Below are 19,586 nucleotides of genomic sequence, written 5' to 3' on the forward strand. Positions count from 1 at the left end.
CGTTAAGTCCACGCTGGATCGTGGCTGTACTGACAGCCTCCGCGGCCGCCGCCGGGTTGATTATCGTGCAGATTATTCCTGCTGGCCATGAACTCACCGCGCCGGGCAATGTCCAGGCGACGCTCATTTTGGGAAGCCCCATTCTCCTGGCCGGTCTCGGCGCGTTGTGGGCCGAGCGTAGCGGGATCGTCAACATCGGGCTCGAGGGCATGATGACTCTCGGGACCTGGGGGGCGGCGTTCGGCGCGCTCATGTCAGGAAGCCCGATTGTGGGACTCCTCTTCGGCTTTGTGCTCGGCGCCCTGGGCGGTCTGTTGCACGCCGTAATGACGGTGACCTTCGAAATCGATCACATCGTCTCAGGTGTTGCGATAAACCTGCTTGCTCCCGGACTTGTGAAATTTCTGTCTTCGATCACTTTCGCCACTATGTCCGGAGGTGGAGCGACCCAATCTCCACCGGTCCCACTCTTGCCCCTTATCCAATTGCCGATCTCCGACGTATTCGGCGGACTCGCGGAGAGCGGGTGGCCAGTACTGGCGCCTTTGGCCGATCTGTTGATCGGCGCGTTCGGTGAGATTTCCAGCGGTGTGCTCCTAACGGCGGCCGTGTTTGTACTCACGGTGACCGTGCTCTGGCGGACGCCCTTTGGCCTCCGCCTGCGATTCTCCGGCGAGAGTCCCGCTGCGGCACTAGCAGTTGGACTACGAGTCCGCGCGCTCCGCTACGGGGCAGTGATTGTCTCCGGCGGCTTAGCCGGGCTCGGTGGGGCGATTCTGGTTCTGGTCAGTACGGGTCTCTATAGAGATGGTCAGACGGCCGGACGAGGCTACCTCGGATTGGCTGCCATGGTCTTCGGAAACTGGCTCCCCGGTGGCACCGCAATCGGCTCCTACCTCTTCGGGTTCACCGATGCCCTTCAACTCCGAGGTGGAGGTGAGGCTATCCGAGCGCTCCTCTTCATCGTCGCAATTGGTCTGGCACTGCTTACAATCGTCCGCGCACGCAAAGTCGGTCTCGTCGCAACGGCAGGACTCGCCGTGGCGGCAGCAAGCCTCGCAGCAGTTGGCATTCTCCTTCCAGCCGTTCCAGCGCAACTGGCATACGTCGCGCCATACGTGACGGTGCTCGTAGCCCTAGTCATCGCAAGTCAACGGGTCCGACCTCCGCAAGCGGTCGGTAAACACCTCGGAGACCTCGAATGAGTGCTAGCAGTCCGCGACGGGTCCTTCTAGACGCCGACACCGGACTCGACGATGCACTCGCGCTCGCCTACCTGACCGCCGTCCCCGAGCTCGAACTGCTCGCTGTGACGGGAGTAGATGGATGCGTGGATGGCATCCGCGCGGCGCACAACAGTGCGATGGTACTGCAGGCTCTCGGCCACCCTGAAGTACCAATCGGTGCGGCAACTGGCCAGTACGACGGGATCGCCACGCCTCCTCCCGTCCAGGCTTTCGGGCCCAGCGGCATGGGAGAGGTCGTAGTTGGTCCGCCCGACGAGGCGCGCAGCTTTCCGGACTCCGTCGAGCTCATGGCCCGAATCCTCGATCGTGACCGGCTACCAACGACGCTATTGTGCACTGGCCCACTCACAAATGCCGCCAAACTGTTGCGAGATCACCCGGGCGCGGCGCGCTGGATTGACCGGATATTTGTGATGGGCGGTTCTATCGCCGCCGGTGGCAACGTGACGGCCGCCGCTGAGTTCAATATCCTTCGCGACCCGGAAGCGGCCGACGCCGTGTTCCTGGCGGACATTCCGACCACGTTGTACGGCCTGGATGTCTTCGTTCAGCCGGTCATTTCAACGGATGAGCTCGGTACGCGACCCGACGACTCGCCGCGAGCCCGTCTGAGCCACCTGCTCCTGAGAGAGCTCGCGGCACTTTTTCCCGGGCGCGGGGCGTTCCTCGGAGATGGTGGGGCCGCCGTCGTCCTGATGAACCCGGAGCTGGCATCTAAAACCTCCTATCCAGCGCGCGTCGAACTCGAGGGCACACATACACGCGGAGCAACAGTCGTAGATCGACGTGATTCCCAAGGGGGCGACTGGCCACGGATTGATTTCGTGACCGCAGTCGACCCTGACGGGATCGTGTCGGAATTCCTGCGACAAATCAACAGAAAGGAAGCACCATGAGCAACTCCATCGGCATTCACGCGGGGGTATTCGTCGGGGAATGGAACCCTTCAAATACTGACCTCGCTTGCCGCCTCGCTCGAGAGGCCGGATTCGACACCATCGAGATCCCCGCCTTCGCCGCTGCCAGGCTGGACGTGGACGCTACGAAGTCTGCGCTCGAACGTAACGGGCTCACCGCGACATGCTCGCTCGGGCTCCCCTTTGACGCGAATATCGCGAGCGAGGACCGGGCCTCGATCGAGCGAGGAATGGCCTATTTGACGGATGCGATTGCGTTCGCGGGCGCAGTCGGCAGTCGCTACGTCGGAGGGATCATCTACGGCGCCTTCGGTCGTCATATTCGACCCATCACAGCAGCTGAGCGACGTTCATCAATTGAGGCAATGCGCGAGCTTGCCTCTAGCGCCAACACCGCGGGAGTAACGCTCGGCCTCGAGATCGTCAATAGATACGAGTCAAACCTTCTGAACACGGTGTCCGACGGGTTGGCTTACATTGAAGACGTCGGTATGGATGAAGTGGTGCTTCACCTGGATACGTACCACATGAACATTGAGGAGGACAATCCAGCTGAAGCGGTTCGCCTGGCGGGTTCGCGCCTTGGCTACCTGCACGTCGGGGCGAGCAACCGTGGTGGTCTAGCCGGCGGTAGCTTCGATCTAGCGTCAATCGCCGAACCGCTCAAGGCGATCAACTATGACGGAACAATCACATTCGAGAGCTTCTCTTCCGTCGTCCTAGATCCGAACCTTTCGAATACTCTTGCTATCTGGCGGAACACGTGGGACAACTCATTCGAAATAGCATCCCAGGCTCGCCAGACCATTTCGGACGTGTTCGGCGCATGAGCCGTGTTCTTGTCGTCGGTGAATCTCTGATTGATGTCATCGATGACCGAACCGAGACTCGAGGGTTACCGGGCGGTTCGCCGATGAACGTCGCGGTCGGCGCGGCCCGGTTGGGGCAAGCAGTGGTGCTAAACACCGCAATCGGCTCAGACCGCTGGGGAAGGCGTCTCGCGAGACATCTAAGCAAGTCTGGTGTTGTACTCACGGAGTCCTCCTTCCGTGACGGCCCCACATCGACTGCGACAGCTCGAATACAGGAAGATGGGTCGGCTCTCTACAGCTTCAATCTTCAGTGGGCGCTTACGGGTTCCGCCCTCCCATCTGCCGACATCTTACACTTTGGATCAATAGCTGCGTTTGTTGAACCCGGAGCTTCAACGCTCCTGCAAAGCCTGGAATCGGTTAGTTCGATTGTCACTTTCGATCCCAACATACGTCCCGAAATTTACGCTTCAGCCGCAGCCGCAAGGTCCCGGTTCCTCGAGTGCGCGCGATTGAGTTCAATCGTCAAGCTGAGTGATGAAGACGCGAAATGGCTTTACCCCAACCTTTCCGCCGACGAGGCCATCTCTCAGATACTGAAGCTAGGCCCAGGGCTTGTCATCCTGACATGCGGAGCACAGGGGGCCCTCTTCCAGACAGGATTTGACAAGGTATCCATTCCAACACCTCGCCTTGACGTCGTCGACACGATAGGTGCTGGAGACGCATTTATGAGCGGCCTCATTCACAAACTTGCTGAACTGTTAGACGCAGGCGTGCCCCTAGTGGAGGTGCGCGACGGCTCAGCTTTTACGAAGGAGCGTCTCATCGAAATCGGTCATTTCGCAGTGTTGTGCTCGTCAATTGTTGTTATGCGTGGCGGCGCGAATCCACCAACGCTAGACGAGGTTGTTTTGGCCATCACACGAGAGGAGAGCGCGAATCAAAATGAAAAAATCGATGCATCCTGATACTGGAACCAAGGCTTCCGAGATTGCGGATCGCCCTCGGGCCGTTCTCGTGGTGGACTTCGGCGCTCAGTACTCACAGCTAATCGCTCGCCGGGTGCGCGAGGCAAGCGTGTATTCGGAGATCGTGCCGCACTCGATCAGCGCGGCCGAGGTGGCTGCAAAGAATCCGGTCGGAATTGTTCTCAGCGGCGGCCCGTCGAGCGTCTACGAGGACGGCGCCCCTGAGCTTGACCCGGCGATCTTCGAGTTGGGCGTGCCGGTGATGGGAATCTGCTACGGCTTCCAGGTGATGGCCAAGGCGCTCGGTGGCGAGGTCGCGAAGACGGGTGCCCGCGAGTACGGCTCCACCGATGTGGCCCTCGACGTCTCGACCGCCGCGTCCTCCTCACTGCTGGGCGACCAGCCCGTAGCTCAAACGGTGTGGATGAGCCACGGCGACTCGGTCGTGCGTGCCCCCGAGGGCTTCGACGTGCTCGCTAGCACCTCCTCTACCCCGGTCGCCGCCTTCGCGAACATCTCCCGCGGCCTCTACGGCGTGCAGTGGCACCCCGAGGTGAAGCACTCCCCGTTCGGGCAGAACGTGATCGAGAATTTCCTGCACCGCGCGGCCGGCATCCCGGCCGAGTGGAACCCGGGCAACGTGATCGCCGACCAGGTGGCCGCCATCCGCGCCCAGGTGGGAACCGGCCGAGTCATCTGCGCGCTCTCCGGGGGCGTCGACTCTGCCGTGGCGGGCGCGCTCGTGCACAAGGCCGTAGGCGACCAGCTGGTGTGCGTGTTCGTCGACCATGGACTACTCCGCGAAGGTGAGCGCCGGCAAGTCGAGGAGGACTACGTTGCCTCCACCGGTGTCCGGCTGGTCACGGTCAACGCGCGTGAGAGGTTCCTCACCGCCCTCGCCGGAGTCAGGGACCCCGAGCAGAAGCGCAAGATCATCGGGCGCGAGTTCATCCGCACCTTCGAGCAGGTGCAGGTCGATCTGCTGGCCGAGGCGGAGGCCGACGGCGACCCCATCCGCTTCCTAGTGCAAGGCACGCTCTACCCCGACGTGGTGGAGTCGGGCGGCGGCAGCGGAACGGCGAACATCAAGAGCCACCACAACGTGGGCGGCCTGCCTGAAGACCTGCAGTTCGAACTCGTGGAGCCATTGCGCGCCCTCTTCAAGGACGAGGTGCGGGCCATCGGCCGCGAGCTCGGACTGCCCGAGGTGATCGTGGGGCGCCAGCCGTTCCCCGGCCCCGGCCTCGGCATCCGCATCGTGGGCGAGGTCACCTTCGAACGCCTCGAACTGCTGCGGCACGCCGACGCGATCGTGCGCGCCGAGCTGACCGCCGCGGGCCTGGATGCTGAGATCTGGCAGTGCCCCGTGGTGCTGCTGGCCGATGTGCGATCTGTGGGTGTGCAGGGCGACGGACGCACATACGGGCAGCCGATCGTGCTGCGCCCGGTCTCCAGCGAGGACGCGATGACCGCCGACTGGACGCGCGTGCCATACGACGTGCTGGCACGCATCTCCAACCGGATCACCAACGAGGTGGCGGGCGTCAACCGCGTTGTGCTCGACGTCACGTCGAAGCCGCCGGGAACTATTGAATGGGAGTAGCGGGCCGCCGCGTATGCCGGTCATTTTTCTGGCCCGAGCCTCCGTGCCGACAGACAACATTTGTTGAGGTCCCAATCCACCGTCTCGAGCCCGAACTCGGAAGTGTTCTGACTAAAAGATTTTTCATCCCCGCAACGTCCATAGGGTTGGACCGGTGACGCGGCACCGTGTCTGAAACGCTGGAGAGCCTTCCACAATTGGCGCCGGTTGTTGCTCGGACCACTGTTATTCGTATGCCGATAGGGCCAGTGACATACGGCTGCGTAAAGATCATCGTTGTCCGTGAAGGTTCAGCGATTTTGTTCAGTGAGTTCGGCGAGAAGCCCGTCGGGAGAGGTGACGTGGTCGTACTCGCTCCGAACGTGCTTTGCGGGAGCGAGCCTGCACCGAGTATCACCGTGACGACGATCTACATCGATCGTCGTTACCTGGTCGATCAGTTCTACTGGCAGCACGCCGGTGAGGTTCGTGACCATCTCGACGCTGCGGACTACCTCGAAGCCCGCTATAGCGAGCCCGCTCAGATACTGCACTTGGGCGAGCAGCGCGCCGAGCATCTGATGCCCTGGCTTGATGAGCTCGTCGCGCTGAGCCTCGACCAGAACTTTGAGGGCCACTTTTACCGCATGCAGGCCCTGTTGTTTGCCGTGCTCGACGTCATTGTGCCACGTATAAAGACGTCCTCCACACGGCGCTCCCCCAGTCAGCGGGAGAGGACAAACGCTAGGCCCGCCCGCTTCCGGCCACTTCGCGAGGAGGCGATCCGGACACGAGATCTCCTGAGATCTACTCCGTCCAAGCGGTGGACACTCGATACGCTCGCCGAAGAGGTTCACCTGTCGCCGACGCATCTCTCCCGAGTGTTCGTCGAGGCTTTTGGCCGCACTCCGTTGTCGTACTTGAACATGCTCCGCTCGGAGGAGATGGCGCGTCTGCTCCGTGAAACTGACCTCCCGATCGGGAGAATCGCGCCACAGGTAGGCTGGGCTGACCCCGGCCACGCGGCGCGCGTATTTCGGGCAAATGTGGGTGTCACTCCGAGCCGATACCGGGCCATGGACATGCTCGCGGACGAGGGCATGGCTAGGCCAATCTGACCATTCTGTCGGTCGATATCGACATGTTTCACCGCCGGTTAGACCGTCGTCCGGTGTGGGTTGGTAAGCCGGACTGATCGTCAGGTTCAGCGCAGCACTTGGCGGTCACTACCAGCCCTGTAGCTGACTGTCGTCCGTCTCACATCACTGACTCCCCTGGCGTACCTCATGGTCGCAAGGCTCGCCCACTCTCGGGAGAGCTTTCGGGAGGAGGAGTGATGGCGACGGCGGATGAGGCCAGAGCTGCGCGGGATGCGAAGCTCGACACCCTCCACGACAAACTAACCACTGCGGTCGAGCAACTTGTGTCGGGTAGCGACTGGCGGCAGGCGTTGGAGTTCGCCGCCCGGTTCCGTGCCCGGTCGTTCAACAACACGCTGCTGATCTGGGCGCAGCACCAGTCGGCGTTTGAGGCTGGTCGGGTGCCGGAGCCGATGCCGTCCTATGTGGCGGGGTTCAAGCAGTGGCAGTCCCTCGGGCGACAAGTCTCGAAGGGGCAACCGGGGTACATGATTCTCGCACCGGTCACGGGGCGGTTTGCCTCTGCGACACCGTCGGTGGTCGAGTCGTGGCGCAGGCTCGGCCGGTTCGAGAAGCCCAAGCCCGGCGAGGCTGTCCGCTCCCGCCTAGTAGGGGTGCGTCCGGCCTACGTGTGGGATGCCTCGCAGACCGCAGGCGATCCGATCCCCGAGGCCCCTCGCCCGCACCTGCTGGAAGGCGAAGCACCCTCGGGTCTCTGGGAGGGCCTTGCGGCGCGGGCGGAGGCGGAGGGGTTCGCCGTGTTGCGCTTGCCGCATGAGGGCATGATCCACGGCGCGAACGGGGTCACCGATTTTGCGGCACGGACGGTGGCGGTACGGGAGAACATGGACCCCGCAGCACAGGTGAAGACCCTCGCGCACGAACTCGCCCACGTCCTGATGCACGGCCCGGACAATGCGGACGCGACCGGTCATCGTGGGATTGGTGAGGTGGAGGCTGAGTCGGTCGCGCTGATGATCGGTGCCGCGCACGGCATGGACACCAGTGGCTACACAATCCCCTACGTCACCGGCTGGGCCAGCAACGTCGACGGGAAGGCTCCGGTCGAGGTCATCCAGGCCACCGGCGAACGCGTCCGCAAGACCGCCGCAACGATCCTCGATGACCTCGACACGGTGCAGATAGGCAACGGCGACCCTCCCGGACTCATCCGCGACACCCCAGCAACTCGGACCTCGAGCCCGATACTCGAGCCGGTGGCGGAGTCAGCCAGTGATCCTCTGACCGAGTCGTCGCAGCGACGCTCCTCTGCTGCGATGAGGAGCCTGTGATGGACGTCATCGATGTGTTCCCACGACTCGCCGGTCTGTCCCTGCGCGATGCGGCTGGGTTGTTCGTTGCGGAGGGTACGCCCGTGTTCCCCTGTGTTCCGGGTGGAAAGCGTCCGCTCGTGGAGCATGGCTTCCACGACGCCACCACCAACCCTGCCCAAGTTGAGGCGTGGTGGCAGCGGTGGCCGCAGGCGAACATCGGCATCCCCACCGGCGCCGCATCAGGCGTCGAGGTCGTGGATGTCGATGTGCATACCGCTGGTACCGGGTTCCCGGCGTTTGGTGCTGCGCACCGCGAAGGTCACGCCGCCGGATGGGCGGCATTGGTTCGCACCCCGTCGGGTGGGCTGCACGCCTACTACCCGGCCGACCCCGACAGGTCACAGCCGTCCTGGCAAGCCGCACGTGCGCACGTGGACTTTCGTGGCGCCGGCGGCTACATCATCGCCCCACCCTCGCGGATCGCCCGCCCGAACGGAACCCGGGTCCCTTACCGGCTGGTCGTCGTCAGCGGTAACACTGCCGAACCGGTGGATGCGGCACGGCTGCGCGATTTCCTCGACCCCCGACCAGCATCCCCATTCACGAGCGCCCGAACTGTACGGGGTATCCGACGGGATGCGGATCTGAAGGTGCTGGCCGGGTGGGTTGCCAGCCGCGGTGAGGGTGAACGTAACCGGGGTCTATTTTGGGCCGCTTGCCGACTCGCAGAGGCCGGAACTCCCCCGTCCGCTGCACTGGATGCATTGGGGCCAGCGGCGGACCACGCCGGGTTGGGCGCAAGGGAGATTATGGCGACGATCCGCTCCGCATACCGCACTACCCACGCCGACCCCAGTCGCGAAGCGACCACGGCCGCAACCGATGAGCGCCGCGCGATGCGCGAGTCGTCGGGGCGAGTGCTGTCATGAATGAGCTGGTCGTAGTGCGGGGTCGGCGCTTGGCGGTGGTGACGGCGATCGTCGGGACGGTGTTCATCGCCGCTGGTGCGTTCTGGCTGTCCTTCACCGCGCTCGCGGATCTTGCCCGAAGGTCAGGGATCGAGGCAGGCCAGGCGTGGGCCTGGCCGCTGATCGTGGACGGCATCATCGTTGTCGCAACCGTCGCCGTCGTCGCGCTCGCCGGACAACGCCGCCCAACCTGGTACCCGTGGACGTTGCTGGCTGCGGGGGCGATCGTGTCTGTCACGGCGAATGCGATCCATGCCATCATCGCCGCGGACAGCGACGTGCCGAGCGTGCTGGCCGCGAGCGTCGCAGCAGTGCCACCGCTTGTGCTCCTCGCGATCACCCACCTCACCGTGATCCTCACCCGCCCTGCAGCTGCGGAGCAGGACGCTGTCGCTGCGCCGAGCTTGGCCGAGCGGCCGGAACGCGAGCCGTCCGGTGTCCAGCAATCAACCACTGAATCGCTGGATCTGGTGCCGCTGCCGGTCCAGAAGGATGCGTCCGGCATGCCAAGTACGCTGCGTGCGGTGGCTGAGGAGTTGCGGGAGGTCCAGGGGTGGTCGAACAAGCAGATCGCCCGCCACCTCGGCGTGCACCCCTCAACCGTGGGCCGGTGGTTCACCTCACCAGCGCTCACCAGCACTGAGACGACGGAGGAAGACGGATGAACGACCAAAAGATGCCGCAACGCGACTCGCGCAAGGAACCAGAAGAACCCACCGTGCGCCCCGATGCCGAGAAGGCTTCCAGCGAAGCGGAGCGGTCGGCGTTCGCGATGCATCGTGACCCATCCCTCACGGCTGGTAGGTCGGGTCGGCGGGGCGGGCGCGGGATCGAGTGGGTGCGGCCGTCGGATCTGATCGCCGCTAGCAGCGCCCGGGCCGCGGAACGTGGCATCGACTTTCAGGCTGAGCTCGCCCGTCAAGCGCGCCGCGCGCCTGGCCAGGCGGTTCGCGCCGGGCGAGACGGTGTACGTGCCGTGCGGGAGCGTGCGGAATCGCGGCCTCGCCGCGTCCAAAGCGCCTCGCCTGAGCCGGACGTGTTCGACGTCGGGTATCGCCGTCCCTCTTCGTCGTGGGTGCGGCCCTCGGGGATTGGTTTGGGGTGAGTTGACATGCCCGCGCTTCCTGGTCGCCGTCACGGTGATGCTGGAGAGCGCGTGCGCACCTCCTTTCCAGGAGGTGCCCCCATGTCACAACACCCACACACGCACCGGGCAGGGTTCGAGGACTCAGAGAAACTCCGTACCCTGCTCCACAGGCTCCACGATGCCGGCGCCCATGCCTGGCGGACGGATGCGGACGCGGCGGCGCTGATGCGTCACGCCGCGATCAAGTACGCAGCGCTCGCCCGCAAGCACGGACTGGACCCGTGGGAAGCCGCCGCTGCGGCGTTCGAGGCGATGCGCACCCCGGCAGTGCGGCGGGCAGATGACCCCTGGGCGGTCATCACCCGAGCCGTGCAGGTCACCTGCATCGCGGAGGATCGCGCCAACGGACTGCTCTGCTCAGTGCATCAGGCCAGGCGTCCCCGGTATTCGAGCTTCCATGACGCTGAACGGTTCTCCGACCGAGAAAACCCGCTCAGCGACTACCACCCCGCCTTCCGCGTCGACCCCTTCGAACACGACGAGGACGACGAGCTCGTGGCCGACAGCGACAGATCGACGGGCGTGGGATCGGCGGTCGAGGACACGATCGCGATGTTCTGCCTCCTCGGCTGGGAACCCGAACTCGCCCGGGCAGGGATCGAGTACGTCTGTGCAAGGTTGACGGAGTCGACGTCTCGGGCGGGAGCGTATGAGTCGTTGCGGCGGGACCAGCACGTCCGTGCCCTCCTCGACCTGCCCGCACCGTCCTGGTATCGGCTGCTGCGGATCGTGCTCGGCTCCCAGGACACCGCGCACATCGGCACGAACGCTGGCCGTGGGGTGCTCCTGCGGCTACTGATCGGCGAACCACTACAGGTCTTGCTCGCCGATGAGGACCTCGTGCTGGCCGTCTGTCTCGCCGCGCCCGGGGTGTTGCGGAGGCGATCAGAGTGAGCGTCCCTGGGCACATAGAGCTGGAACGAGCGGTTGATTCGATCTGGGCTGGCCGTCGGCACCGGGAGGACTTCGGCGATCTCGATGCGCTTGTGGCTTCGATCGAGCGTGATGGGTTGTTGCAGCCGATCACGATCACCCCGGACGGGATGCTGATCTGCGGCGCCCGACGCCTCGCCGCAATCCGAAGGCTCGGGTGGAAGACCGTCAACGTGTGGGTGCGGTCCGGGATCTCGACCACCCTCGGGCGGCTCCTCGCCGAACAAGACGACAACCTCCTCCACAAGCCCCTCACCCGCACCGAGGAAGCAACCCTCTACGCCGAACTGAAGGCGCTGATGGCTGAGGATGCCGCGGGCCGTCAGGAAGCGTCACGGTTCACCTCGAAGGATGAAAACCCCAGGTCACACGGTGCCGCCACCGTGGCGGCACCGTCGTCCGGTGACACCAGGAAGCAGGCCGCGCTCATCGTGAGCGGCCGGAACTCCTACACCTCACTCGAGCGCATCAACGAACTCCAGAAGATCGTCGCCGACCACTCTCAACCCGCCGACGCGAGAGTCCGTGCACAAGTCGAACTCGATGGCATTGACGAGGGCGGGTCGATAACCGGTGCTCAGCAACGCATCCATGCTGCCCAGGCTCTTGCTGAGCTCGACGCGCTCGCCAACGACACCGCACAGCCCGCCGGCATCCGAGAGACCGCCGCCTCTGGTGCGGCACGACTTCACGAGCTGGAAGACACTGCACGGGCGGCGGACTTGGAACGACTCGCACAGATGGCGCTAGAGCGCGCGAAGGCGGCAACGAAGAAACGCCCCGCCCAACGCGCCAACGCGACCCGACTTCGGGCGGTCGAGGACGAACCGCGTGCTCTGCTGCCGGTGCGATCGTTCGTCTACCTCTGGGACGAACTCGCCGACTGGACTAACCGGTACGACCCGGCCGTGATCGGCGCCACACTGACGCCGGAGCAGTGGGAACGGTTCGAAGGGACACTCGCCGCGACGAACACGTTCGCCGACGCTGCTCGCGCTGCCCGTGTGCAGCGAAGCGAAAGCGCCTGAGTGCTTCGTGTTCCTCCGCTGCTGGGGTGGGGTGTGTACCTGCCTGGTGACCTGACCTAGTCGGAAGGAACCCAGGATGGACCCCACGGATCGCCGCCGCCGCGCCGCACTGATCGCTGCCATCGCTGGTGGACTCGTGCTGCTGATCCTCGTCGGCGTCGGCATCTTTGGCCTCCTCCGCGGACCCGACACCTCCGCCCCATCTCCGTCAACGACGACGACCACACCAACTCCCGCCATTACGGGCGGTATAGGCCCGCGCCCGATCGTGGCCCTTGACGAGCCGAAAGAGTCCGCCGCCGCCGTAGCTGATGCGACCTTCACGTGGGACACGACCAGCGGATACAGCCCATCAGACTACGCACAAGAACTCGCGGATGTCACAGCGAGCATCGAAGCGGACGCCGCCGCGACCGACGTGCGCGCGTACCTCCCCACCCCGGCCGCGTGGGCGCAGCTCCGCACGCACCAGACGCGGCAGTGGCTCACCATCGACACCATCAGCATTCCCGACGCGTGGGGGACCGCCGTGGCGCAGGCCGCACCCGGTCAAATCCCGGACGGTGCTGTCGCCTACACGATCACGGGTACCCGGCATCGCGACGGCATTTGGAACACCGAACCTGTCACCACTGCGCATCCCGTCGCGTTCACGGTGTTCCTCACCTGCGCGGCAGAGCGCTCGGCAGTTCCACCTCCAGGAACTGGGATCACAGAGACCTGCCAGTTGCTGCGGCTCTCACAACTCGACAACCCCCTGCGGTGATCCTCGATGCTCCGAAAAATCATCGCCATCCTCGCCCTCGCCGGAGTATTCCTCGGCCCCACCGTTGCCGTCCTGTCCGTCGCAGTGCTCGCCAATCCCGCCGTCGCAGCGTGCGCGCCAGGGTCGCTGATCGTCAGCCTGATCCCCGACTCACTCACCGCGACGACAAAGACCGGTGAGACGATCACGCTGAACCGCCAGCAACTCACCCACGCGGCAACGATCATCACGGTCGGCGGGCAGACCGATGGCATCGGCCGGCCGGGCGTGACCATCGCCCTCATGGCTGCCCTCACCGAATCCACCCTGCGGATGCTCGCGAATGCCGGCACCTACCCCGAGTCCGGTGACTACCCGAATGACGGCAACGGCTCCGATCACGATTCTCTGGGCCTGTTCCAGATGCGCCCGCAATCCGGATGGGGCACTGTCGCCGAGTTGATGGACCCGAACTATCAGGCGCGTGCGTTCTACGGCGGACCCACCGGCCCCAACTACCCGTCACCACGGGGCTTGCTCGATATCCCCGGATGGCAGCAACTCGACCCCGGCGAAGCAGCGCAAGCCGTCGAAGTCAGTGCGTACCCGGACAGGTACCAGAACTACCAGCCCGTCGCCGAGACGATCCTCGCCGCCCTCACCCGCCCCGCACCCACCACCGGCGGGAGCAACGAAGGTGTGGTGGTGCCGGAGACAACGCGGGTCGTGTTCCCGCTCCCGGCGGAGTCGTGGGTGCGGACGGACTCGTTCGGGTGGCGCACCGACCCGGTCACGTTCGAGCGAGCGTTCCATTCCGGCAGCGACTACGGTGCCGCAGACGGCACCCCCATCTACGCGGTCGCGGACGGCATTGTGGTGCGCGCCGGTTACACCGGCAGTTGGGGCGGGCTCATCATCGTCGAGCACACCGTCGGCGGTGAACGCATCGCCTCGTATTACGCGCACATGTGGGAGCAGGGCATCCACGTCACCGAAGGGATGACCGTCACCGCCGGGCAGCACATCGGCGACGTCGGCTCCTCCGGCAAATCCACCGGCGCGCACCTGCACCTCGAAATCCGTCCAGGAGGGCAAGGGCAAACCGCGATCGACGCCGACCAATGGCTCACCGACCACGGCGCCCAAGGCATCACCGGTGCCAGTCCGCAGGCGACCTGCACGCTCGGAGGTCGAGCCTGATGGACGTGTTCCCCGACTTTGGTTCTGTCGGCGGCAGCAGCGACCTCCGTGCGGTCGTCGGTGCTTTGTTGATGTTCGTGCTCATCATCGCCGTGCTCATGCTGGTCGTCTCCGCGATTGCCTGGGCCATCGCCTCCAGCACCGGGAACGCCCACGCCGCGACCAAAGCTCGCGCCGGCGCCTGGGTCGCTGTCGGTGCCGCCGCCCTCGCGGGGGCTGGCATCGCCTGGATCAACTTCCTCCTCAGTATCGGCGAGCAGTCATAGATACGTGTTTTCGTCCGTCAGCAGTGCGTGGCATCGCTCTGCGGGAGACCGGAAAGATAGGCGCACACAATTGCTTCAATGTTGAGCCTTTCGTCTTTCACTACCTCTTGCATGAGCAAGCTGTCCATCAAGGCGACCAGGTCGGCGGCGTAGGTTGCGGGTCCGTCGACCCCAACCTTGCGGAGAAGATTGGCTGCGGCAGCGATGAGTCTCGGGCGTAGGGGTGGATTGCCTGCCAGGGTCGCGAGAGTGTCTGGATCGGTCCGGTACTCGATGTGTAGTGCGATCCGGGCGAGGTGATCATCGGAGCGCGTCATCATCGCGTCCATCCATCGCGCAATCATCATCGCGGCTTCGGGTACGGCGATCTTATCGGGGAGCGCGGCTCCGCTCATGTCGGTTGTGGTTCGGGTAGCGAGTCGTTCGACGACGAGGGTTATCAGATCTCTGCGGGTTCTGGCGTAGTACGAGGTTGACCCAGTGGGCAAGCCTAGTTCGGCATCGATGGCGCGATGTGTTAACGCGCGCACTCCGCCCGTGGCAATCACGCGGACACCGGCAGCCGCAATGTTTGCGCGTCGATCAGCTCGCATTGGACGATTCGTCATAGCTACAATCATAAGAAACTCTACTTTTGTAGAGGAGAGGGCTTGTGATGCGGGTAGCAGTGGTAGGTGCGGGTATCGGTGGGCTTGCTGTCGCTGTGGGGTTGCAGCACAGTGGTCACGATGTGGCGGTCTTTGAACGCCGAACCCGGCCGAATGCCGTCGGCTCAGGCTTGACACTGTTCGAGAATACGTTCGCGGCACTCGAGGTTCTCGGTCTCGCCAATGCGGTTCGCGACATTTCGAGCGGTCAGATCGCGTCGATGCGAACGGGGCAGCGGCGACCTTCGGGCGCATGGTTGATGACCGTGCCACCCGGTGCGGTTGCATCGCTCCGTAGTGTCCACAGAATGGATCTTCATCGCGCACTCACCGATCAGCTCAGGGCCGGGTCCTTGCGAACAGGGATTGATGCGCACGCTTCAGCCGACGGTGCACCTGAGGTCACGATTGACAACCGCAAAGAGTTCTTTGACCTTGTCGTGGTTGCCGATGGCATCCGCAGTGATAATCGTGTGCGTCTCGGCCTGGATACCGGCGTACTATACGCGGGGTACACCACGTGGCGGGGTGTGACGACCGGGCCTGTCGATCTTCAAGGCGAGGCTGGGGAAACGTGGGGGCGCGGCAAGCTATTCGGAATCGTGCCACTGCCCGATCATCGGATCTACTGGTTCGGAACTCTGAACACACCCGAGGCGACGGCGTTCACTGATGAGTACGAGACTGCAAAGAAAACTTACGTCGACTGGCACTCCCCCGTCCAGGAGTGCATCGCGGCGACACCGCCAGCAGAGGTCATCCGGCACGACATCTACGATCTCGCTCGCCCGCTACCCTCCTTCACCCGCGGACGCACCGTATTGCTCGGCGATGCCGCACACGCCATGACCCCCAATCTCGGCCAGGGGGCCGGGCAAGCAATCGAAGACGCCGCAATCCTCACCCGGCTGCTGCGAGGGGTCAGTGCCCGGGACGTTCTGGCTGCACTCTCCCGATACAACGCCCTCCGCATGAAGCGGACGCAGACAATCTCGCGGCGTTCCCGAGCGACCGGACGGATAGCACAAGCCTCACGCCCGCTCACCGTCGCACTCCGCGACACAGCCCTACGACTCACTCCCGGAACCGTGATGGGCGCGGTGAGCCGCAGCATACAAAGGTGGGACGTTCAGTAACAGACAGCCCGACACCTGCCACCGCAAGGCCACCGCGTGCTGTGCGGTCCGAAACGGATGCGACGTCGACGGAGAAGTCGGCGCGCCAATCCTATTGACGCTGCCGCTCTCCCCGGAGTCTGCGTCACCTGGATTGATCTTCGCCTCCGCTCCAGGGAACAACGTGCCGGTGAGACACATTCGCGGCTGCATCACGTCCATTGTTGGGAAAATTATCGAACCAAGTGCTGAACTCTTCGGGTAGATGACGTTCCCTTCGTGACCGGTCGGTGAGACACCTGTCGCGCTGACCCCGCTAGTGAAACTCTCCCGTGGTGCCCAGATTCGGCCGGTCTTTCTCCCGCACTTCAGGAGTGTCAGCACGGCGACCTTCGGTAAGTCTGAAGTCGAGGGGACCCCCAGGTGCACCTGTCCGGCAAGTCGGCCATTCCCCCGGCTTGTCAGCAGAAGGAGCATCCCTCGTGATCGACATCGACCCGAACGGTACCGGGCTTCCCGGTATCGAGCAGTTGCGCATCATCGTCGGCGCAGTCATGACCGTCGGCCTCATCCTCTCCGTCCTCGCCCTGATCATCTCAGCGATCGTGTGGGGGTTCGGCGCAAACTCCTCCAACCCCCACCTCGCCTCCCGCGGAAAGGTCGGAGTGCTCGTCTCCTGCGGGGCCGCGATCATCTGCGGTGCGTCGGTGACGCTCATCAACTTCTTCTGGGGCGTCGGCCAAGCCGTCTAACCGACCAAATCGCGAAGGAAGGAGTGAGCGATGAGTGTGTGTGATGTGCCGGTGATCTCGGCCGTGTGCGACACGGTCGGGCAGGGGGCTGCGACGTTGATCGCGGCCCCGTTCGACTGGCTCGCCCAAGCCATGGGCGGTGCCGCCGCCTGGCTGTTCGAAGCCGTCTGGGCGGTGTTCGACACCACCACCCTCGTCGACCTCACCGATCCCGGCTACATCGGTGTCTACAACATCCTCTTCGGTGTCGCGGTGTTCGTGGTGCTGATCTTCTTCTGCCTGCAACTGATCACCGGCCTCATCCACCGTGACCCCACCGCTCTCACCCGCGCCGCCCTCGGCGCCGCGAAAAGCATCCTCGGATCATTCGTCGCCATCGGCCTCACTGGGCTGCTGTTGGAGATCACCGACCAGTTAACGCTCGGGATCGTACAAGCCTCAGGGAACACGATGGAGTCCATCGGCGACCGCATCACCCTTCTCGCCGGCGGATTCGCCACTCTCGACATCACCGCCCCCGGAGTTGGGGCGATCGTGACAATCTTCCTCGCCGGCCTTGCCATCAGCGCAGCGGCGATCGTGTGGTTCTCGCTTCTGATCCGCAAAGCCCTGCTGCTGGTCGCGATCGTGTTCGCCCCGATCGCCCTGGCCGGGTTCTCGTGGGATGCGACGAAGGGGTGGTTTGCGAAGTGGGCGACATTCGTGATCGCCCTGATCCTCTCCAAGCTCGTCCTCGTCGTGATCTTCCTCGTCGCCATCACCCAAGTCTCAGCCCCCATCGAAGCCGATCTTGCGTCGATCAGTGACCCGATCGCTGGGGTGGTGCTGATGTTCATTGCCGCTTTCGCGCCCTACATGACATACAAGTTCTTGTCGTTTGTCGGCTTCGACATGTACCACGCCATGTCTACCGAGCAAGAAGCGAAATCAGCGCTTAACCGGCCCGTCCCGGTCCCATCGGCGCCGAAGACTGATGGGGCGAAGAAGGTACTCGACGGTGGCGGTGAACCTCCCGCACCTGGCGGGGCCGGAACACCTCCGCCTCCCAGCGGCACCACACCGCCACCGGCGAGCGCTGCGCCTGCGGCGAGTGCTACCACGGGTGGAACGGCGGGGGCAAGCGCGGGCGTTGCTGCGGCCGGTCCTGTCGCGGCTGCGGTGATCGCTGCGAAGGTCGCCGGAGCCGCAGTAACCGCGGGACCGAAGCTCGGCGGCGCAGTCGCCGATGCCACGGAAGAACATGCTGCCGGGGCTGAACAGGCCGCACAACCGGCACCACCGCCACCGAACTCGGCCCCGACCGCACAACCCCGGCCCGCACCATCACCTGCGCCGCCGACCGAACCTGCGAGTGGAAAGGAGTAGCCGATGGCCAGTCAGCAGAACACGAGCAAGGACGATTTCGAGTTGCGGGCTGTGCAGTTCTCCCGCCTCACCCGCCGCGGCATCCTCCTCGGCCTCTCCCTCCCCCAACTGATCGTCCTCGCCATCGGCGTACTCTCCATCGTCGGTGCCCTCTACGCCGGCGGCGGGATACTCCTCGCCTGGACAGCGCCCGTCTGGGTTGTGTGCGCCGTGCTCGCATGGACGCCGATCGGAGGCAGGAAGCTCATCGAATGGGTGCCCGTCACCCTCCGATGGCTGCTCCGGACCGCAGCCAGGCAGACCGCGTTCCGGACGCGGGTCGTGCAGCCCCGCCCCGCAGGAACCCTGGCACTGCCGGGTGACGCCGCAGCATTGCGGGAATGGGAGGACCCGGAGACCGGGGCCGCGATGATCCACGACCCACACGCTCAGACCCTCACCGCCATCGTCGCCGTCTCACATCCCGCATTCGTGCTCCTCGACCCCGGCGAGCAGGAACGCCGCGTCGCCACCTGGGGACGCGTCCTCGCCACCGCCTGCCGCTCCGGACGGATTGCCCGCCTCCAAATCTGCGAACGCACCCTCCCCGACGGCGGCTCCGGGCTGATGGAGTGGTGGCGCAGGCACGGCCGCAACGACAAGTCCTGGACGTCCACTGTCTACCGGGAGCTCATCGACCGGGCCGGGCCCGCCGGAGAACGCCACGCGACCACGATCAGTGTGGCCCTCGACATGCGTGCTGCAGCCCGGCAGATCCGCACGAGCGGTGGCGGCATCAAGGGCGCTGCCGCGGTGCTGCGGCAGGAGATGACGACTCTCACCACCGCGCTACGCGCTGCGGAGCTCGCCGTTACCGGCTGGCTGACGCCGCCGGAGGTGGCGGTAATCCTTCGTGCCGCCTACGACCCGGCCACCGCCGCGTCTCTCGAACGCCACGGCGACATCGGACGATCACTTGCGACAGCGGGGCCGGTCGCGGTCACCGAAACCTGGGACCGGCTGCGCTCTGATTCCGCGCATCACGCGGTGCTGTGGATCAGCGAGTGGCCCCGCTCACAGGTCTACCCAGGGTTCCTCGCACCCGTGCTGCTGTCCTCTGGGATTCAGCGCGCGTTCTCGCTGATCTGCACCCCGATTCGTTCCGACCAGGCTGCACGAGATATCAGGAAGAAGAAGACTGAGCTGATCTCCGACGCCGCCCAACGCCAGAAAATGGGTCAGATCGAAGACGCCTCCCAAACCGCCGAATACGGCGACGTACTCCAACAGGAAGCCGACCTCACCGCTGGCCACGGCGTCCTCCGCTACACCGGCCTTATCTCCATATCGGCCCCCACCCCAGAGGAACTCGATACGGCGGTGGCGGCGATCGAACAGGCCGCGATCCAAGCGTCCTGCGAAACCCGCCGCCTCGTCGGCCAGCAAGCCCAAGCGTTCACCGTCGCAGCCCTGCCGCTGTGCCGAACCGTCTAACCGCC

General features: G+C 64.6%; 19 protein-coding genes. 18 read left to right on the forward strand and 1 reads right to left on the reverse strand.

The genetic code is table 11. From position 1 onward, the window contains the following. Positions 1 to 20: 20 nt before the first annotated feature. From ITJ43_RS03675 to ITJ43_RS03740, 14 genes are all read left to right on the forward strand, one after another. Positions 21 to 1,205, forward strand: coding sequence for an ABC transporter permease (locus tag ITJ43_RS03675; protein WP_194582253.1), 1,185 nt, complete (start codon positions 21 to 23; stop codon positions 1,203 to 1,205). Further along, entirely contained in the window at positions 1,202 to 2,143 is a 942-nt protein-coding gene (locus ITJ43_RS03680; protein WP_194582255.1) for a nucleoside hydrolase, read from the forward strand. Before ITJ43_RS03675 ends, ITJ43_RS03680 begins: the two co-directional genes overlap by 4 nt. Continuing rightward, positions 2,140 to 2,994, forward strand: a complete 855-nt coding sequence (locus tag ITJ43_RS03685) for a sugar phosphate isomerase/epimerase family protein (protein WP_194582257.1) — start codon at positions 2,140 to 2,142, stop codon at positions 2,992 to 2,994. Before ITJ43_RS03680 ends, ITJ43_RS03685 begins: the two co-directional genes overlap by 4 nt. Further along, positions 2,991 to 3,947, forward strand: a complete 957-nt coding sequence (locus ITJ43_RS03690; protein ID WP_194582259.1) for a carbohydrate kinase family protein — start codon at positions 2,991 to 2,993, stop codon at positions 3,945 to 3,947. The genes ITJ43_RS03685 and ITJ43_RS03690 overlap by 4 nt, the downstream gene beginning before the upstream one ends. Continuing rightward, positions 3,937 to 5,550, forward strand: coding sequence for a glutamine-hydrolyzing GMP synthase (gene guaA, locus ITJ43_RS03695; protein ID WP_228495297.1), 1,614 nt, complete (start codon positions 3,937 to 3,939; stop codon positions 5,548 to 5,550). The genes ITJ43_RS03690 and guaA overlap by 11 nt, the downstream gene beginning before the upstream one ends. A 398-nt stretch (positions 5,551 to 5,948) precedes the next feature. Continuing rightward, positions 5,949 to 6,647, forward strand: a complete 699-nt coding sequence (locus ITJ43_RS03700; RefSeq protein ID WP_323741111.1) for a helix-turn-helix transcriptional regulator — start codon at positions 5,949 to 5,951, stop codon at positions 6,645 to 6,647. 218 nt (positions 6,648 to 6,865) lie between these two features. Further along, the gene (locus ITJ43_RS03705) at positions 6,866 to 7,960 is read left to right on the forward strand and encodes an ArdC-like ssDNA-binding domain-containing protein (protein WP_194582271.1); all 1,095 of its coding nucleotides are present in this window, start codon (positions 6,866 to 6,868) and stop codon (positions 7,958 to 7,960) included. Continuing rightward, a complete protein-coding gene (locus ITJ43_RS03710) occupies positions 7,960 to 8,871 on the forward strand; it encodes a bifunctional DNA primase/polymerase (protein ID WP_194582273.1) in 912 nt (303 codons plus the stop codon). The genes ITJ43_RS03705 and ITJ43_RS03710 overlap by 1 nt, the downstream gene beginning before the upstream one ends. Continuing rightward, positions 8,868 to 9,575, forward strand: coding sequence for a DUF2637 domain-containing protein (locus ITJ43_RS03715; protein WP_194582275.1), 708 nt, complete (start codon positions 8,868 to 8,870; stop codon positions 9,573 to 9,575). The genes ITJ43_RS03710 and ITJ43_RS03715 overlap by 4 nt, the downstream gene beginning before the upstream one ends. A gap of 521 nt (positions 9,576 to 10,096) precedes the next feature. Then, complete coding sequence (locus ITJ43_RS03720; RefSeq protein ID WP_194582277.1) at positions 10,097 to 10,951, forward strand: hypothetical protein; 855 nt, start codon at positions 10,097 to 10,099, stop codon at positions 10,949 to 10,951. Next, positions 10,948 to 12,018 carry a ParB N-terminal domain-containing protein gene (locus tag ITJ43_RS03725; protein WP_194582279.1) on the forward strand — a complete coding sequence of 357 codons (1,071 nt, stop codon included), beginning with the start codon at positions 10,948 to 10,950 and terminating at the stop codon, positions 12,016 to 12,018. The genes ITJ43_RS03720 and ITJ43_RS03725 overlap by 4 nt, the downstream gene beginning before the upstream one ends. Before the next feature lie 76 nt (positions 12,019 to 12,094). Then, positions 12,095 to 12,784: a hypothetical protein gene (locus ITJ43_RS03730; RefSeq protein WP_194582281.1), complete on the forward strand. Its 690-nt coding sequence runs from the start codon at positions 12,095 to 12,097 to the stop codon at positions 12,782 to 12,784. 6 nt (positions 12,785 to 12,790) lie between these two features. Beyond that, positions 12,791 to 13,963 (forward strand): M23 family metallopeptidase, encoded by a 1,173-nt coding sequence (locus ITJ43_RS03735; RefSeq protein WP_194582283.1) that lies wholly within the window; start codon positions 12,791 to 12,793, stop codon positions 13,961 to 13,963. Further along, entirely contained in the window at positions 13,963 to 14,229 is a 267-nt protein-coding gene (locus tag ITJ43_RS03740) for a DUF6112 family protein (RefSeq protein WP_194582285.1), read from the forward strand. The genes ITJ43_RS03735 and ITJ43_RS03740 overlap by 1 nt, the downstream gene beginning before the upstream one ends. A gap of 17 nt (positions 14,230 to 14,246) precedes the next feature. Here the strand turns inward: ITJ43_RS03740 and ITJ43_RS03745 are convergent, their stop codons facing one another. Continuing rightward, positions 14,247 to 14,837, reverse strand: coding sequence for a TetR/AcrR family transcriptional regulator (locus ITJ43_RS03745; RefSeq protein ID WP_194582286.1), 591 nt, complete (start codon positions 14,835 to 14,837; stop codon positions 14,247 to 14,249). Between the two features lie 47 nt (positions 14,838 to 14,884). Here ITJ43_RS03745 and ITJ43_RS03750 point away from each other — a divergent pair, with 47 nt between their 5' ends. From ITJ43_RS03750 to ITJ43_RS03765, 4 genes are all read left to right on the forward strand, one after another. Continuing rightward, positions 14,885 to 16,012 (forward strand): FAD-dependent monooxygenase, encoded by a 1,128-nt coding sequence (locus ITJ43_RS03750; RefSeq protein WP_228495454.1) that lies wholly within the window; start codon positions 14,885 to 14,887, stop codon positions 16,010 to 16,012. A gap of 461 nt (positions 16,013 to 16,473) precedes the next feature. Then, complete coding sequence (locus ITJ43_RS03755) at positions 16,474 to 16,743, forward strand: DUF6112 family protein (RefSeq protein WP_194582290.1); 270 nt, start codon at positions 16,474 to 16,476, stop codon at positions 16,741 to 16,743. 30 nt (positions 16,744 to 16,773) lie between these two features. Continuing rightward, positions 16,774 to 18,108 carry a conjugal transfer protein TrbL gene (locus ITJ43_RS03760; RefSeq protein ID WP_194582292.1) on the forward strand — a complete coding sequence of 445 codons (1,335 nt, stop codon included), beginning with the start codon at positions 16,774 to 16,776 and terminating at the stop codon, positions 18,106 to 18,108. A gap of 3 nt (positions 18,109 to 18,111) precedes the next feature. Next, the gene (locus ITJ43_RS03765; protein WP_194582294.1) at positions 18,112 to 19,581 is read left to right on the forward strand and encodes an SCO6880 family protein; all 1,470 of its coding nucleotides are present in this window, start codon (positions 18,112 to 18,114) and stop codon (positions 19,579 to 19,581) included. Positions 19,582 to 19,586 lie beyond the last annotated feature (5 nt).

This window comes from Microbacterium sp. VKM Ac-2870 (assembly GCF_015350795.1).
Lineage (GTDB): Bacteria > Actinomycetota > Actinomycetes > Actinomycetales > Microbacteriaceae > Microbacterium.

What these genes read in the sequence shown, in the direction of transcription:
- ITJ43_RS03680 (WP_194582255.1), top strand. Translation starts at nt 1,202, where the DNA reads ATGAGTGCTAGCAGTCCGCGACGGGTCCTTCTAGACGCCGACACCGGA.
- ITJ43_RS03685 (WP_194582257.1), top strand. Translation starts at nt 2,140, where the DNA reads ATGAGCAACTCCATCGGCATTCACGCGGGGGTATTCGTCGGGGAATGG.
- ITJ43_RS03690 (WP_194582259.1), top strand. Translation starts at nt 2,991, where the DNA reads ATGAGCCGTGTTCTTGTCGTCGGTGAATCTCTGATTGATGTCATCGAT.
- guaA (WP_228495297.1), top strand. Translation starts at nt 3,937, where the DNA reads ATGCATCCTGATACTGGAACCAAGGCTTCCGAGATTGCGGATCGCCCT.
- ITJ43_RS03705 (WP_194582271.1), top strand. Translation starts at nt 6,866, where the DNA reads ATGGCGACGGCGGATGAGGCCAGAGCTGCGCGGGATGCGAAGCTCGAC.
- ITJ43_RS03710 (WP_194582273.1), top strand. Translation starts at nt 7,960, where the DNA reads ATGGACGTCATCGATGTGTTCCCACGACTCGCCGGTCTGTCCCTGCGC.
- ITJ43_RS03715 (WP_194582275.1), top strand. Translation starts at nt 8,868, where the DNA reads ATGAATGAGCTGGTCGTAGTGCGGGGTCGGCGCTTGGCGGTGGTGACG.
- ITJ43_RS03720 (WP_194582277.1), top strand. Translation starts at nt 10,097, where the DNA reads ATGTCACAACACCCACACACGCACCGGGCAGGGTTCGAGGACTCAGAG.
- ITJ43_RS03730 (WP_194582281.1), top strand. Translation starts at nt 12,095, where the DNA reads ATGGACCCCACGGATCGCCGCCGCCGCGCCGCACTGATCGCTGCCATC.
- ITJ43_RS03735 (WP_194582283.1), top strand. Translation starts at nt 12,791, where the DNA reads ATGCTCCGAAAAATCATCGCCATCCTCGCCCTCGCCGGAGTATTCCTC.
- ITJ43_RS03740 (WP_194582285.1), top strand. Translation starts at nt 13,963, where the DNA reads ATGGACGTGTTCCCCGACTTTGGTTCTGTCGGCGGCAGCAGCGACCTC.
- ITJ43_RS03745 (WP_194582286.1), bottom strand. Translation starts at nt 14,837, where the DNA reads ATGACGAATCGTCCAATGCGAGCTGATCGACGCGCAAACATTGCGGCT.
- ITJ43_RS03750 (WP_228495454.1), top strand. Translation starts at nt 14,885, where the DNA reads ATGCGGGTAGCAGTGGTAGGTGCGGGTATCGGTGGGCTTGCTGTCGCT.
- ITJ43_RS03760 (WP_194582292.1), top strand. Translation starts at nt 16,774, where the DNA reads ATGAGTGTGTGTGATGTGCCGGTGATCTCGGCCGTGTGCGACACGGTC.
- ITJ43_RS03765 (WP_194582294.1), top strand. Translation starts at nt 18,112, where the DNA reads ATGGCCAGTCAGCAGAACACGAGCAAGGACGATTTCGAGTTGCGGGCT.